This window comes from Hymenobacter negativus, from assembly GCF_017571495.1.
Lineage (GTDB): Bacteria > Bacteroidota > Bacteroidia > Cytophagales > Hymenobacteraceae > Hymenobacter > Hymenobacter negativus.
The window spans coordinates 100,361-114,638 of record NZ_JAGETZ010000008.1; the positions used below are offsets into that span (position 1 = coordinate 100,361).

The following is a 14,278-nucleotide window of genomic DNA, read 5'->3' on the forward strand; positions in this document are numbered from 1 at the left end:
GTTGGTGGGGGAGGAGAGGCAGCATAGAAGATTTTAGCAGGGTGTTGGCAAGATGAACAAAAGCATTTCTGTCATCCTGAGCGTAGCGAAGGACCTTATCACCGATGAGTAATTTGCAGTAAACCACTGCGCAAACGTGATAAGGTCCTTCGCTGCGCTCAGGATGACAACCCTTTAGGAGAAGTATTATTGCTTGGCTGCCCAGGCGTCCATCTTGGTTTCGAGCACGCCCAGCGGCATCACGCCGTCTTTCAGCAGTTCGTCGTGAAAGTTGCTGAGGGAGAACTTGCTGCCGAGCTGCTTGGTGTACTTGGCGCGCAACTCCTGAATCTTAAGCTGGCCGATTTTGTAGGCCAACGCCTGACCCGGAATGGCCATGTAGCGCTCGATGGCCGCCGTGTCGTTCTCCTTGTTGTCGGGCGTGTTATCGAGCATGTAGTCAATGGCTTGCTCGCGGGTCATCTGGCCGGTGTGCAGGCCGGTATCCACCACCAGGCGCACGGCGCGCAGCATCTCGTCGCTTAGCGCGCCGATGTACTGGTAGGGGTCGTTGTAGAGGCCCAGCTCTTTGCCCAGGCTTTCGCAGTAGAGGGCCCAGCCTTCGGTCATGGCGCCGTAGCCAGCAAACTGCCGGAACTTGGGCAAGCTGGTATTTTCCTGCTGCAAGGAAATCTGGTAGTGGTGGCCCGGAATGGCCTCGTGCAGAAACAGCGACTCCATGCCCTGCGTCACGTTGTACTCGGCGGGCTTGGGAATGGGCACGTAGAAAATGCCCGGCCGCGTGCCATCTGGCGAACCCTGGTTGTACTCCGCCGACGCCGATGCTTCGCGGAATTTCTCCGTTTCGCGGATTTCAAACGGGGTTTTGGGCGTGCGCCCGAACATCTTTTTCAGGTTCGGGTCGATGGTTGCCTGAATCTTGCGGAAGCCCGCCAGCACTTCCTCGGCCGTTTTGAAGGGCATGGCCTTGGGGTCAGTTTTCAGGCTTTCGAAGAACTGCCGCAAAGTGCCCTTAAAGCCCAATTGAATTTTCATGCGCTCCATCTCGGCGCGCAGGCGGGCCACTTCGCGCAGGCCCAAAGCGTGGATTTCGGCCGGCGTCTTCTCCGTAGTGGTCCAGTAGCTGGCGTAGTAGCGGTAGATTTCCGGCCCGCCCGGTACGGCATTGATGCCGCTGGTGGCGCGGGACTTGGGCAGGTATTCGTTGGCCAGAAAGTCGCCCAGCTTCTTATAAGTCGGTACCACCTCGGTCAAAATTGCCTTCTTGTAGTCCGCGGTGAGGCGCTGCTTATCGGCGTCGGAAAAGTCCTTGGGGAAGCTGTTGATAGGGCCGTAGAACAGCGACTTGGTGGGGTCCGTTACCTGCATGTCGGCGGCGCGCATCTGCGGCAGCATCTTTACCACCAAGGCTTTGGGGAGCACCACGCCCGCCTTCATGCCACGCCGGAAGTTGCCAATGGCCGAGTCGGCCCATACCGAAAAGCCGCGCACCCGGCCCAGCCAGTTGTCGTAGTCCTTCACCGTTTTAAACGGCTGATTGCCCTGCCCCGAGCCGTACTGGCCCATGCTAATGGGCAACCCCCAGAACTGCTGAAACGGAATCATCCACGTGTTCAACTTCAGGCCCGCCACCCGCTGCTTGAGGTCATACTGAAAGATATCGTAGCTGATTTTGTCGTTCTCATCCAGCTGGGCGCGGTCGAACTTGCCCAACTGCGTCAAGTAGTCCTGGTAAAAAGTGCTCAGCGTATCCCGGAAAGCCTGGGTCTGGTCGTTGGGCAGCAGGTTGTTGTAGCGGTTGTCGCCCTGGGCCGTGGCCGACAGCGGGTCGAGGCGCGACTGCTGCTCCCAGAAGCTGGCAAACAGGCCGTTGAGGCCCTTAGTGGTATCGGCGGCCGCGCCGTTGGCGCTGGTGCTGGCCGTTTCGGAGGTTTTGGTCTGGTTGCAGGCCGAAGTGAGGGCAGCGGCAACGAGGCCGGCCAAAGCAATTTTCTTCATGAGCGAATGGGAATGTGGCGCAAGCTACGAAGCCGCTGCATGCCCATCCGCTTGGTTGGCTATTGTGCCGGGGTGCTCCTCGCATTCGCAGCCAGACGTGCCATGGCTAGGCGGCCCAGCTCCGGTGCAATGCGCTCGCGGGAGTAGCTTTTCACGCGGCGCGGCATGCCGATAACCAAGGTGCGGTCGGGCAACTGCACGTAAAGGTCGCCGTGGTTGTCGTCGTAGTAGGCGGCGCGGCCCAAGCCAGTTACAGGCGAAACGCTGTGCCGCAGGTCGTTGCCGGCTTCCGCAATCTGGAAAGCCGCAGCAGGCCGAAACGATACCATCACCACCGCATCGGGGCTACCGGGCTGGTCGGCTTCCACAAAGCGGCAGGCATCTCCTTGGGCCTGCTGCTGCACGGGGCGCCCGGTGAGATTGGCTACTTCGCCGGGCGTGAGCAGGCCGCAGGCTTCGGTGGGCAGCGTGGCTGTTGTGTCGGCCGACACCACGGTGGAACGGCCCGAGCCGCCACTCGACTGCTCCAGCGGCGCATTGCCCGAACAAGCCTCAAGCCCGAGGAGTAGTGCACAGCTCGCAATAAAACCTCCTGCCCGCTTCAGCGGACCAACCAAAGTGAAAATAAGGGACATAGAGCCAAGAGCGCGGGGCAAAAGAACCCCCGTCGTGTTCCGTTGTACGGCATTGGGCCAAAAAAAGCCCTGCCCCCAAAGGAAAGCAGGGCTGAAGCGCATTCTGCCCGCGCATAATGTGGACTTTTCGCAAAACCTATTCGTGCACCAAGCGCTGCGTTGTACAGCCTGTTTTGCTGGCTAGTTCCAGAAAGAAAGGGCCTTTGGGCAGGCTGGTGATGTCGATACGGTCATTGCCAGCAGCCTTGCCGGTTAGGAGCATCTGGCCTATGGTATTAAAAATGCGGTATTGCACGAAGCTCAGGGCTGATGGCAGCGTCACGAGCCCCAGGCTGGGATTCGGATAAGCAGCTGCTATGCCCGCCAGTGCCTGCGTCGCTACTACCGGCGAGAAGGTCACCGTGCCATCGGTATCGACCTGACGCAGGCGGTAATAGGCCCGGCCGGTGAAAGGGCGGCTGTCCACGAACGAGTAGGTGTGGGCGCTGGTGCTGCTGCCCTGGCCTTTTACCATACCAATGGTTTGGTAGGCCTCGCCGGTGGCGCTGCGCTGCACCTCAAACCGGTCGCTGTTTTTCTCGCTGGCCGTGGCCCAGCTCAGGTTCATGGCCTGTGTGCTGGCCAAGGCCTCGAAACGGGTTAGTTCAACGGGCAGGGGCAAGCTCGAAGAAATCGTAACGTTGTCGATGAGAACCGTCGACTTGCGTGCTGCTCTAACCGAGATGGTTACGTCAACGGTTGTTCTGCTGCTGAAAGCAGGCAGATTAATCGTATAATTCCCAACAGCGTTCAGGCTTGGGTTGGCGCCGGTTGCGGCCAGCATGGTAAATGAATAGGTCGCGGGAGTTCCGTACGTCGACGTGTAAGAGCCCCCGGTGCCAATGTTAAAAACAGGGGCACTGTTGCTGTTCGGGCCGTCGATGGTTAAAGCGTTGACTGCAGCGCCACCATTAATGGATATGCTTACCGTCACATTATTATTGTCATCAAAACCAAAGTTTCCTTTCTGGCCCAACTGAAAGGTTACTTTATTATTTGCCGAGCCTGCCTGAAATGTCTCTCTCGAAAAAACAACTGGAATGGTGTTGGGGGTGGTACTGGCGTTGTTGTCGGCGACGCCGAATGCGCCAGTACCAGGCTGGGTAAAGCTTGTTGAGAAGTAGCCGGCTGTGCCGGAGTTGGTAGCGTTGGCGCTGGTGGTCAGGGTAACGTATGTACTGGGAGTAGCGGCACTCCCCGAAAAATCCTGGGTTTTTGAACTAACCTGCGCGGCTACGCTGAGCGAGCAAAGGAGCAGTGCTGCCGCACTTGGCCAAGCGCTGCCCAGGCAGTGTAAAGGGTGTTTCATAAAGAAAGAGTGGGTTGGTTAAAGAGATACATACGCCAATCCTGCTGCTGGATAAGCAAAGCAGTAAAAGCGAAGAAGTAGGCATGAACAATGCATAGCAGTGGTGTATAAGTCGTATTTATTTGCTGTTTTATATGCAAAAATATAGCACACACTACTGTTTGTAATTATTGTATAATCAATGACTTTGTGTAAGGTTTTGAACTTGTAGATAGAATAGGATATATAGTATTGAGTCTTAAGGCCATTTGGTGCAGTTATTATGGTTGGGACAAGTAGGGTTTTAGCAGTTGCAGGTAATTTGCCAATCAGTGCAGGCAGTGGAGCCGGGCCTTGTGCTGAATCGAAGCAGCCGGATTGCCCGCCTAGGTCTGTTCCTTTCAACAGATGTTATCGGCCGACCGTAGAAGTCGACGTAATATGCCCTTGCCCAATTATCAGCCTTGCTCTGGCAAACCCCCTGGCTTCCTCGCGAGCCAATGCCTTACGAGGCGGTACTTTCGTAAAAAAGTCCTCGCCTTGCGTACTCCAATTCCCGCGTTTCTCTTGCTGTTTTTGCTGCTTGCGGCGCCATCATTGGTCTGGGCCCAGCGCCGGCCAACTGGTCCGGTCAAGCGCCCAACGATACCGCGCGTGGAAGCAGCGCGCCGGGCCGCCCAGGCTGCGGCCCGCCAGAAAGCCCTTGCCGCCAGCACCCCGGCCTTCACCAAATACCTGCACTCGACCTGGGTCGATAGCCTGATGCGCCAGCTCACGCCCGACCAACGGGCCGCGCAGCTGTTCATGGTGGCTGCTTATTCCAACCGCAAGCGCGCGGACGAGGACTCGATTTCGGCCCTCGTTCAGCAGTACGGCATTGGCGGGCTGATATTTTTTCAGGGCGGGCCGGTGCGTCAGGCCAATCTGCTTAACCGCTACCAGAGCCAGAGCAAAGTGCCGCTGCTGGTGGCCCTGGATGGCGAATGGGGCGTAGGCATGCGCCTCGACAGCGTGGTGAAATTCCCTTACCAGATGAGCCTGGGCGGCGAAACCGACACCACGCTGCTCTACGATATGGGCCGCGAAATCGCCCACCAGTTTAAGCGGCTGGGCATGCACGTCAACTTCGCGCCGGTAGTCGACGTCAATAACAACCCGGCCAACCCCGTCATCGGCTTCCGGAGCTGGGGCGAAAACCCGGCCGCCGTGGCCCGCGACGGCCGCCAGTACATGCGCGGCATGCAGGACGCCGGCATTCTGGCTGTGGCCAAGCACTTCCCGGGCCACGGCGACGTTGACGCCGACTCCCACCTGGCTTTGCCCACCGTGCGCGTCGACCGCCGCCGGCTCGATACCCTAGAACTGCCGCCCTTCCGTAGCCTGATTGCGGGCGGGCTCGGCGGCATGATGGTGGCCCACCTCAACGTGCCGGCCCTGGATACGGTACTGGGGCCCAGCACGCTTTCGCGGCCCATCATCACGGGCGTGCTACGCGAGGAAATGGGCTTCAAAGGCTTGATATTCACGGATGCGATGAACATGCGCGGCGTTATCAGCAAGTTCCCGCCCGGCGAGGCCGACGTGCGCGCCATCATGGCCGGCAACGACATTCTGGAGTTCAGCAAGAACATTCCGCTGGCGCTCAAAATGGTCCGCATTGCGGTGGACAGTGGTCGGATTTCGCAAAAAGAAATCGACGAACACTGCCGCCGCGTGCTGGCCCTCAAGCAGTGGGCGGACCTGAACCACTACCGGCCCATCGATACCAAAAACCTCTACGAAGACCTCAACGGCCCGCACGCGCAGTACCTGAGCCACCGCCTCACGGAGCTGAGCATCACGCTGCTGCGAAACCAGAAGAACCTGCTGCCGCTCCAGCGCCTCGATACGTTGCGCATTGCCACGCTAGTGCTCGGCGGCGCTCCCAGCGACACGACGGCCTTCCAGAAAGCAGTGGCCGACTATGCGCCAGCCGCGCATTTCCACATCGCCGCTACTGCCTCGCTCGATGAGCTGACCAAGCTGCGCGCCGCCCTCAAGCCCTACAACCTTGTGTTGGTGAGTCTGCAAAACCTAGGCCGACTGCCTGCTACCAGCTTCGGCATCTCGCCCGAGGAAAACATGCTGCTGCGCGAACTGGTCGACCAAAAGCAACAACTGGTGCTCAGCGTGTTTGGCTCGGCCTACGCCGTAGCGCGGGTGCGCGATTCGGACCGCGCTGCCGCTGTCGTCTTGGCCTATCAGGAAAGTGAGAATGCGCAAAACCTGGCTGCCCAGGCCATTTTTGGCGGTATCGCAGCCACGGGCAAGCTGCCCGTCACGGTGAGCGACCGGTACCCGCGTGGCTTTGGCTTGCGCACGGCTGCCCCCTTCCGCCTGCGCTACGCCAACCCAGAAGACGTGAACATGGACGGCCGCCTCGAAGCTCGCGTGGACAGCCTCGTGGGCCGGGCGCTGGCCGCCCAAGCGTTTCCGGGCGCGCAGGTGGTTATTGCCCGGCGCGGCACGGTGGTGCTCCGCAAAAGCTATGGCAACCAGACGTATGCAGGTTTTGGAGAAGCAGTAGTTGATGCTAAAAAGAAGAAAACAGGCGTGCCAACAGCGGATACCAAGCTGGTGTCAGTTCCTCGTCCCGTCAGAAACGAAGACCTCTACGATTTGGCTTCGATGACCAAGCTGCTGGCCGCCACACCCGCGCTTCTCAAGCTCGAAGCCGACCATAAATTCAGCCCCGATAGCACGCTGGGTAACTACTTCCCCTTTCTGCGCGGCACCAACAAGGCCAACTTGAAGATGCGTGACGTGCTGGCTCACCAGGCCGGCCTGCAAGCCTGGATTCCGTTTTGGAAGGAGCTAACCAAGAAAAACGGCGACCTGCGCCGCCGCTACTTCCGGCCCGATTCGTCGGCGCGCTTCCCGCTGCCAGCGGCCCAAGGCCTGTGGGCCAGCAAGGATTTGCCGGCCCGTATCTATAAGGAAATTGGGGAGTCGCCGCTGAATGCGAAGCCGGGTTACGTGTACTCCGACCTGTCGTTTATTCTATATCCGGACCTGGTGCAACGCCGTACCGGAATGTCGCTCGATGCCTTTTTGCAGAAGGAAGTATACGGGCCGCTGGGCGCCCGCACACTCGGCTTCCGGCCTGCCAACCGCTTTTCATTGGCGCGTATCGTACCCACGGAAGTTGATTCGGCCTTCCGTAAGCAGCTGCTGCACGGCACCGTGCACGACGAAGGCGCGGCCCTGCTGGGCGGCCTCTCAGGCCATGCCGGCCTCTTCGGCGATGCCAACGACGTGGCCAAACTCGCCCAAACCTATGCCTGGGGCGGGCGCTATGGCGGCCAGCAGCTGTTCGACAAAACCATTCTGGCCGACTGGACGCGCTGCCAGTTCTGCCCCGACAACCGCCGCGCCCTGGCCTTCGACCGCCCCGCCGCCGACCCTACGGTGAACTCGGCCAAATCGGCCTCGCAGCGCAGCTACGGGCACACTGGCTTCACGGGCACCTACTTCTGGGTCGAGCCTGAGAAGGACCTGGTGGTGGTGCTGCTCACCAACCGCGTGCACCCCACGCGGCGCAACAACAAGCTGGGCGATTTGAGCGTGCGCTCGTCGCTGCTGCAGCTGGCCATCGAGGCGGCGCGGTAAGGCGGTTACGCAGCCTATCGGGCGGGCAGAGAAAATGAGTGTCGGCTTGCTACCTTACGGCCCTACTCTTATTCCCGCCCCACTATGTTAGGACTGATGATGGCCGAACCCCTGCGGGTGGCCACGATTATCGAGCACGCCGCCAAGTGGCACGCCACCACCGAAATCGTGTCGCGCCGGCCCGAGGGCGGCATCCACCGCTATACCTACGCCGAGGCCAACCGTCGCAGCAAGCAGCTGGCCCAGGCCCTGTTGAAGCTGGGCGTCGCAAACGGCGACCGGGTGGGGACACTGGCCTGGAATACGCACCGCCACTTTGAGCTGTATTTCGGTGTGGCAGGCATCGGGGCGGTGTGTCACACCATCAACCCGCGCCTGTTTCCCGAGCAACTGGTCTACATCATCAACCACGCCGAGGACCGGCTGCTGTTCTTCGACCTCACCTTTTTACCCTTGGTCGAGCGCCTGGCCCCGGTGTGCCCCACCGTGGAAAAATGGGTGCTGCTGGCTGGCCCTGAGCACCTGCCGGCTCGTTCAGAAATGCCCGGCCTGTGCAGCTACGAGGACTTACTGTCGGCTGAAACGACTGGCTACGAATGGCCCAGCTTTGATGAGAACACGGCCTGTTCGCTGTGCTACACCTCTGGCACTACCGACCAGCCCAAGGGTGTGCTATACTCGCACCGGTCCACGGTGCTGCACGCGCTGGGCATTTCGCTGCCCGATTCGCTCGGCTGCTCGGCCCTCGACGTGATAATGCCGGTGGTGCCCATGTTCCACGTCAACGCCTGGGGCTTGCCCTACGCGGCCCCGCTCGCCGGTGCCAAACTCGTACTGCCGGGCGCGGGCATGGACAGTGCCAGCCTCTATGAGCTGATGGAGAACGAAGGCGTTACGTTCTCGGCTGGGGTGCCCACTATCTGGTTGGCGCTGTTGCAATTCATGCGCGAAGGCCAGCGCCGCTTCCGCACATTGCGGCGCACGGTGGTGGGCGGTTCGTCGTGCCCGCCGGCATTGATGAAGGCGTTTGTGGACGAGCTAAGCGTGACAATCACCCACGCCTGGGGCATGACCGAAACCAGCCCGCTCGGCACTGCTGGCCGCCTCAAAGCCAACCAGCTGGAGCTGCCGGCCAGCGAGAAAGCCAGCGTTTTGGCCAAACAAGGCCGGGCCGTGTTCGGCGTCGATATGAAAATAGTAGGCGACGATGGCCAGGAACTGCCGCACGACGGCGAGGCATTCGGCGACCTGCTGGTGCGCGGGCCGTGGGTGGTGCGCGAGTACTTCCGCAGCCCCACGCCCGGTGAGCTTACGGCCGATGGCTGGTTCCGCACCGGCGACGTAGCCACCATCGACCCCGACGGCTTCATGCAAATCACCGACCGTTCGAAGGACGTTATTAAGTCGGGCGGCGAGTGGATTTCCAGCATCGACCTCGAAAACCTAGCCGTGGCCCACCCCGCCGTGGCCGAGGCGGCCGTCATTGGTGTGCCCAGCGCGAAGTGGAGCGAGCGGCCCTTGCTGCTGGTGGTGCGCCGCCCTGGTCTGGACGTTTCAGCCGAGGAAATGCTGGCCTTTTTCCGAGGCAAAGTGGCTAAGTTCTGGGAGCCCGATGCGGTGGAATTTGTGGATGCTTTGCCGCACACGGCTACGGGAAAGCTGCTTAAGACGCAGCTACGCAAAGATTTTGCGGGGTACTCAGTGGCGTAGAAGCAGGCAAGTCAAAGCGTCATGCGTAGCGTAATCGAAGCATATCTACCGCAATACAAATTCAAACGAAGGGATTACCACAGCGTTAGATGTGCTTCGGCTACACTGCGCATGACGGGCTTTTTAGACTTTATTTCCCCAACTCTTCGGCCCGGTCCCTTGCTGCCCCAGCCCCGGCCATCAGGCCCTCGCGTACTGCTCCCGTGCCGAAGGCTTTCAAGGCTGCCTCGGTGGTGCCGCCTTTGGAGGCCACCTTGGCAATCCAGTCCTGGCAGCTCAGGCCCGATTGCGAATACAACTCCACCGCGCCGCGGAAGGTCTGGCTCACCAGCAGCTCGGCTTCGGCGGGGGAGAAGCCCATTTGGGCGGCGGCGTCCATGAGGGCGCCCATGCAGTAGTATACGTAGGCCGGGCCACTGCCCGAAATAGCGGTGCTGGCATCGATGGCGCTTTCCTGCTCCACATACACCGTTTTGCCGGTGGTGCTGAGTAGGTTTTGCACCTGCACCAGTTCGGCGCGGGTCACCTCGTCGGTGCCGGTGAAGGCCGTCATGCCCATGCCAATCTGGGCGGGCAGGTTGGGCATGGCCCGAATAACTTTAGGTGTGCCCAGCGCCTCTTTGATGGTGGCAATGCGCACGCCAGCCATAATGCTGAGCACCAGCTGTTCCGGCTGCACCAGCGACTTAAGGGTTTCAAAGAGGGCGGGCGAATCCTGGGGTTTAACGGCGAGAATGAGGATGTTGGCACCCGGCACGCACTCGGCCGGCGAGCCCCACACGGTGCCGATTTCGTGGACGGCCAGCGCTGCCACCCGCTCCGGCGAGCGCGCCAGCAGGCGCAAATCGAGCCGGGACGTGACGTGGGTGCGGGCAAAGCTGCGGGCGTAAGTCAGGCCCATGTTGCCACCACCGATGATGAGGATTTTCATAATAAAAGTTGCTATTCGAATAGCAAAGAACGTCATGCCGTCTGTCTCCTGAGCACGGCGAAGGACCTTATCACGGCTGCGTAGATTGATATTACTGCAATCTGTTCAGTAGTGATAAGGTCCTTCGCTGCGCTCAGGATAACAGACGAAAACACTCACACCTTCAGCACCACGCCTTTCTTGTACATCCAACTCAGGATAAAGTACCAGATGACAATGAGCGTGATGGCTCCCACCAGCGAGGCATTGCGCGGGTCTTGGAAATGCGGCGCGATGCCCCACTCGTAGAGCCACTCCTTTAGCCCGCCGGTTTTGCCGCCTGGCAACGCTAACTGAAACAGCCCAAACGTGCGCGAGAGCAACGCCGAGAGGCAAAAGACCAGAATGGCATTGACGCCATACACCAGCGCCGGGCGCGTCCAGGCGCGGTAGCCCTGCACGTCACAAATCCAGTAGAGTGCCGCCAAGCCGGCCATCGCCAGCCCACCACAAAAGAGTACGTAGGAGCTACTCCACAGGGCTTTATTGATGGGAAACCACGGCGACCAGCACAAGCCGAGGACGATGAGCCCGCCGGCTGCCACGAAGAGCCAGGCCACTTTGGCGGCGGGCTCCTGGTCGCGCCGGCGCAGCCATTGGGCTGTGAGCACGCCCAGCAGGCCAGTTCCTAGCGCTGGCAAGGTGCCGAGCAGGCCTTCGGGGTCCCAGGTGCGGCTTTGTTTCCAGAGGTGGGCTTCGGTGAAGAGGGTGCGGTCGAGCCAGGCGCCGAGGTTGGTGGTCGGCTCTAGGTTGGCAGCGCCGAAACCAGGCACGGGCACCAGCTGCATCAGTACCGCGTAACCGACTAGGAACCCGATAATCAGCCAGACCTGGGTGCGCCAGCTCGTTTTCAGGAAAATAAAGCCGCACCCCAGAAACACCAGCGCAATGCGCTGCAACACGCCCATGATGCGCACCGTCGAGAAGTCGAACTTCGGGTAGAGCGACAGCAGCAGGCCCAATCCAAAGAGCACCGCTGCCCGGCGCAAAACCCGCAGCAGCACGGTGCCCTGCGGCCCGCCGCGCTGCTTCACGCCGTCCAGCGCATACACCAGGCTCACGCCCACAATGAACAGGAAGAACGGAAAAATGAGGTCGGTAGGCGTGCAGCCGTTCCATTCCGCATGCTCCAGCGGCGGGTAGATGTGGCCCCAGTCGCCGGGGTTGTTCACCAGTATCATGGCCATCACGGTGAGGCCCCTAAACACGTCGAGGCTGATGAGCCGGCCGGGTTGGGAGGCTTCCGCTATGGGTTGGGTGCCAGTTGTTTCGAGGGCGGCTTGGGTAGTGCGCTGCATGACATTTATTGCTGTGTTTGTGCTGATACCATCACCCCGGAAACGACACCTTGCCCATGCCCACCGCGGGTACCCGCTGCCGCCCCGCGCCAATTGCTACCGGCTGCCCCGCTACCGCTTCATTGGCCAGCACGGCAAACAGGATGGCTTCTTTCGCATCACCGGGGATGCCTAAAATGTCGGTACTAGCGAATCGTGCCTCGGGCAAGTGCCGGCCCAACGCTTCCAGCAGGGCCGGATTGTGCGCCCCGCCGCCGCTGGTGTAGATGGCCACGGGAGCAGGTCGACTCGCAAAAGCCGCCCGCGCGGCCCGCGCTACGCCCACGGCGCTCAACTCAACCAAAGTGGCCAGCATGTCTTCCAAACATAAGTCAAGAGTGGCGCTGCGCTGCTGTGCTGCTTCTAAATAAGCCGGGCCGAAAAGCTCTGGGCCAGTGGTTTTGGGCAGGGGGGCAGCAAAAAATGGATGGTCGAGCAGGGCAGCCAGCAGGCCTTCGTGCACGCGGCCGGCCAGGGCGAGGCGGCCGTCTTCATCGTAAGCTAGCTCGGGGCGGTGGGCGCGGATGGTGGCATCGAGCAGGGTATTGCCGGGGCCGGTGTCGGTGCTGAAGGCCGTGCGGGCATCGCCGTCGGCGCGGGGCAGGTAGGTGAAGTTGGCGATGCCGCCGAGATTGAGCAGCAGTCGCTCCTCATCAGTGCTGCTCAGCAGCAGGAAGTCGCCGTAGGCCGCCAGCGGGGCGCCTTCGCCGCCGGCTGCCACGTGTTTCTGCCGGAAGTCGCTGAGTGTGATGATGCCCGTGCCCACGGCCACGTGGTCACCATCGCCGATTTGCAGCGTGGCGTTCAGGGCAAAATCCGGGCGCTGGTGCTGGTGCTGGGGGGCGTGGTATACCGTCTGGCCGTGACTGGCAATGAGGTCGACTTCGGCGGGGTTTATTTGCCAAATCTTCAGGCAATCCAATACGGCGCGGGCATGTAGCTGGCCCAGCCAGGCATTGAGGAGCGTGAGGTATTCCAGGCTCACCTGCTCGCGGGCAAATACCTGGCGGATGCGGGCCTTCGTATCCTCGTCATATGGCACGGTGTGGAATTGCTCCAGCACCAGCTGCGTGCCCGCGCCGTGTCCATCCAGGCGGCACAGCGCCACATCAAGCCCATCGAGCGAGGTGCCCGACATCAGGCCAATGATGTGGCGGCTGGGCTGACTGGCGAGGTGATGTAAGCGGGTGAGGTGGGCGTTCATGCGGAGCTGTGGGGAATAGTGCTGAATGCGCAAAAGAACGTTCTATCAGCTAACCTCACCCCCGGCCCCTTTCCCGCGGAGAGGGAGCCTGTGGATTACAAACGCCCATCAAATCTGTGGGTCGGTGGGGGTGGAAGCGTTGTTTTCACGTTCGGTGCGCGGGTAGGGGAAGAAGTTGCGGTTGCGCTCCGAGCCAGTGGCGCCAGGGCCGGGGCGGCCGAAGCGGCGGCTGTCATCGAGGCGGAAGCCCTGGAAAGCCAACTCAATATTCCGGTTGCGCAGAATATCCGTCAGGATATCGGTAGCGGTGAGCGGGCCGGAATAGGGTGGCAGGCCCGCGCCGGGGGGCGAGGTAGGCAACGTGCCGGCGAAGGAAGCCGCCGCCGTGCTGGTCCGCACCCGGTTCAACTCGATAACGGCGTTTGTTAGGTCGCCTTTGCGCGCGTACGCCTCGGCCCGAATCAGAAGCATCTCATTGGGCACATACACCGGAATAGGCGCATTGTTGGCGGTGTAAAAACCCGCGCCCAGGTTCGGCTGGGCCGCTGGAGGCAGGGGCGGCGGCGTGGTGCGGATATAGAAGGGGATGCGCTGGTCGCCGGCTTCGGGTGCGAGTGCGCCGGTGAGGCCCAGGTTGACGTTGGAGGGTTCGAATACGTTGCGATTGCCGAAAGCCACTTCAAAAATCGGGTTGCGGGTGTTGTCGTCAAAGTTGAACACCGAGCGGCTGGTCAGGTTGACGCGGGCCGCCGCAGCCAGGGCCTTATCGTAATCGCCGGCTTGCAGGCTGTAGCGCGCAATCAGCGCCTGAATGGTGTTGGCCAGGTCGATGCCAGGCACAATCTTAGCGTTGAAATCGGCCGAAACGGGATTGGTGGCCAACTGGGTGGCGGCCGTTTCGAGCTGAGCGACGGCGTTTTGCAGCAGCTGCACCCGGGGCACGAAGGGCGCGTTTTCCTGCACCGTCAGCGGGGCCTGCTCAAAAAACTGCGCCAGCGTGCCCAGCGATAGCGCCCGAAAAACGCTGGCGTAGGCCACAATGCCGCTACGGGTACCCAGGTCCGTGGCATTGTTGGCATTGGCCAGCACCAGGTCGGCGTTGGCTTTCACCAGGTTGGCCTGGGTCCAGAGGTTGCGCACCACGCCGTTGCTGTTAGTGACGTTGCCAGCGCCTAGGCTCACGTTGTATTCTTCAATATTGCCCACGTTCAGAATATTCAACTCTCTGGTGGTGAGCCCGCCAGCCGCCACCGAGTTGTAGATAACACTCAACAGGCCACCTGTGCTGTAGCGGGCTTGCAAGCCGTTGCAGAGCGTAATCAGGCCATCGGATGAAGTCACGACCTGTTGCTGGCTGGCCGAGCTGGGGTTCAGGTATTCCTTATTGCAGCTGCCGAGCGACAGGGCCAGCAATGCCGCGAGTATGGTATATTTTTTCATGGTGAAAAC

General features: G+C 60.9%; 9 protein-coding genes. 2 read left to right on the plus strand and 7 right to left on the minus strand.

What is annotated here, in order from left to right; translation table 11 throughout:
* Positions 1 to 186: 186 nt before the first annotated feature.
* The 3 genes from J4E00_RS17010 to J4E00_RS17020 form a co-directional block, all read right to left on the minus strand.
* Positions 187 to 1,998, minus strand: coding sequence for a DUF885 domain-containing protein (locus J4E00_RS17010; protein ID WP_208176389.1), 1,812 nt, complete (start codon positions 1,996 to 1,998; stop codon positions 187 to 189).
* Between the two features lie 59 nt (positions 1,999 to 2,057).
* Complete coding sequence (locus J4E00_RS17015) at positions 2,058 to 2,633, minus strand: hypothetical protein (protein WP_208176390.1); 576 nt, start codon at positions 2,631 to 2,633, stop codon at positions 2,058 to 2,060.
* Between the two features lie 136 nt (positions 2,634 to 2,769).
* Positions 2,770 to 3,981 carry a T9SS type A sorting domain-containing protein gene (locus J4E00_RS17020; RefSeq protein WP_208176391.1) on the minus strand — a complete coding sequence of 404 codons (1,212 nt, stop codon included), beginning with the start codon at positions 3,979 to 3,981 and terminating at the stop codon, positions 2,770 to 2,772.
* Between the two features lie 519 nt (positions 3,982 to 4,500).
* On the opposite strand from J4E00_RS17020, the gene J4E00_RS17025 reads away from it, so the two are divergent.
* On the plus strand, positions 4,501 to 7,608 hold the full coding sequence (locus J4E00_RS17025; protein ID WP_236049915.1) for a glycoside hydrolase family 3 N-terminal domain-containing protein: 3,108 nt from the start codon (positions 4,501 to 4,503) through the stop codon (positions 7,606 to 7,608).
* An 84-nt stretch (positions 7,609 to 7,692) separates the two neighbouring features.
* The gene (locus J4E00_RS17030; protein WP_208176393.1) at positions 7,693 to 9,318 is read left to right on the plus strand and encodes a 3-(methylthio)propionyl-CoA ligase; all 1,626 of its coding nucleotides are present in this window, start codon (positions 7,693 to 7,695) and stop codon (positions 9,316 to 9,318) included.
* 130 nt (positions 9,319 to 9,448) lie between these two features.
* Here J4E00_RS17030 and proC read toward each other — a convergent pair whose 3' ends face one another.
* The 4 genes from proC to J4E00_RS17050 all read right to left on the minus strand — a co-directional run bounded on the left by proC (position 9,449) and on the right by J4E00_RS17050 (position 14,269).
* A complete protein-coding gene (proC, locus tag J4E00_RS17035; RefSeq protein ID WP_208176394.1) occupies positions 9,449 to 10,249 on the minus strand; it encodes a pyrroline-5-carboxylate reductase in 801 nt (266 codons plus the stop codon).
* Between the two features lie 155 nt (positions 10,250 to 10,404).
* Positions 10,405 to 11,586: an acyltransferase family protein gene (locus J4E00_RS17040; RefSeq protein WP_208176395.1), complete on the minus strand. Its 1,182-nt coding sequence runs from the start codon at positions 11,584 to 11,586 to the stop codon at positions 10,405 to 10,407.
* Positions 11,587 to 11,617: 31 nt separating this feature from the next.
* Positions 11,618 to 12,829, minus strand: coding sequence for an anhydro-N-acetylmuramic acid kinase (locus J4E00_RS17045; RefSeq protein WP_208176396.1), 1,212 nt, complete (start codon positions 12,827 to 12,829; stop codon positions 11,618 to 11,620).
* Between the two features lie 108 nt (positions 12,830 to 12,937).
* On the minus strand, positions 12,938 to 14,269 hold the full coding sequence (locus tag J4E00_RS17050) for a RagB/SusD family nutrient uptake outer membrane protein (protein ID WP_208176397.1): 1,332 nt from the start codon (positions 14,267 to 14,269) through the stop codon (positions 12,938 to 12,940).
* Between the last annotated feature and the right edge of the window lie 9 nt (positions 14,270 to 14,278).

Coding starts and splice junctions, on each gene's coding strand:
- J4E00_RS17045 (WP_208176396.1), bottom strand. CDS start 12,829: ATGAACGCCCACCTCACCCGCTTACATCACCTCGCCAGTCAGCCCAGC.
- J4E00_RS17015 (WP_208176390.1), bottom strand. CDS start 2,633: ATGTCCCTTATTTTCACTTTGGTTGGTCCGCTGAAGCGGGCAGGAGGT.
- J4E00_RS17050 (WP_208176397.1), bottom strand. CDS start 14,269: ATGAAAAAATATACCATACTCGCGGCATTGCTGGCCCTGTCGCTCGGC.
- J4E00_RS17030 (WP_208176393.1), top strand. CDS start 7,693: ATGTTAGGACTGATGATGGCCGAACCCCTGCGGGTGGCCACGATTATC.
- J4E00_RS17040 (WP_208176395.1), bottom strand. CDS start 11,586: ATGCAGCGCACTACCCAAGCCGCCCTCGAAACAACTGGCACCCAACCC.
- J4E00_RS17020 (WP_208176391.1), bottom strand. CDS start 3,981: ATGAAACACCCTTTACACTGCCTGGGCAGCGCTTGGCCAAGTGCGGCA.
- proC (WP_208176394.1), bottom strand. CDS start 10,249: ATGAAAATCCTCATCATCGGTGGTGGCAACATGGGCCTGACTTACGCC.
- J4E00_RS17010 (WP_208176389.1), bottom strand. CDS start 1,998: ATGAAGAAAATTGCTTTGGCCGGCCTCGTTGCCGCTGCCCTCACTTCG.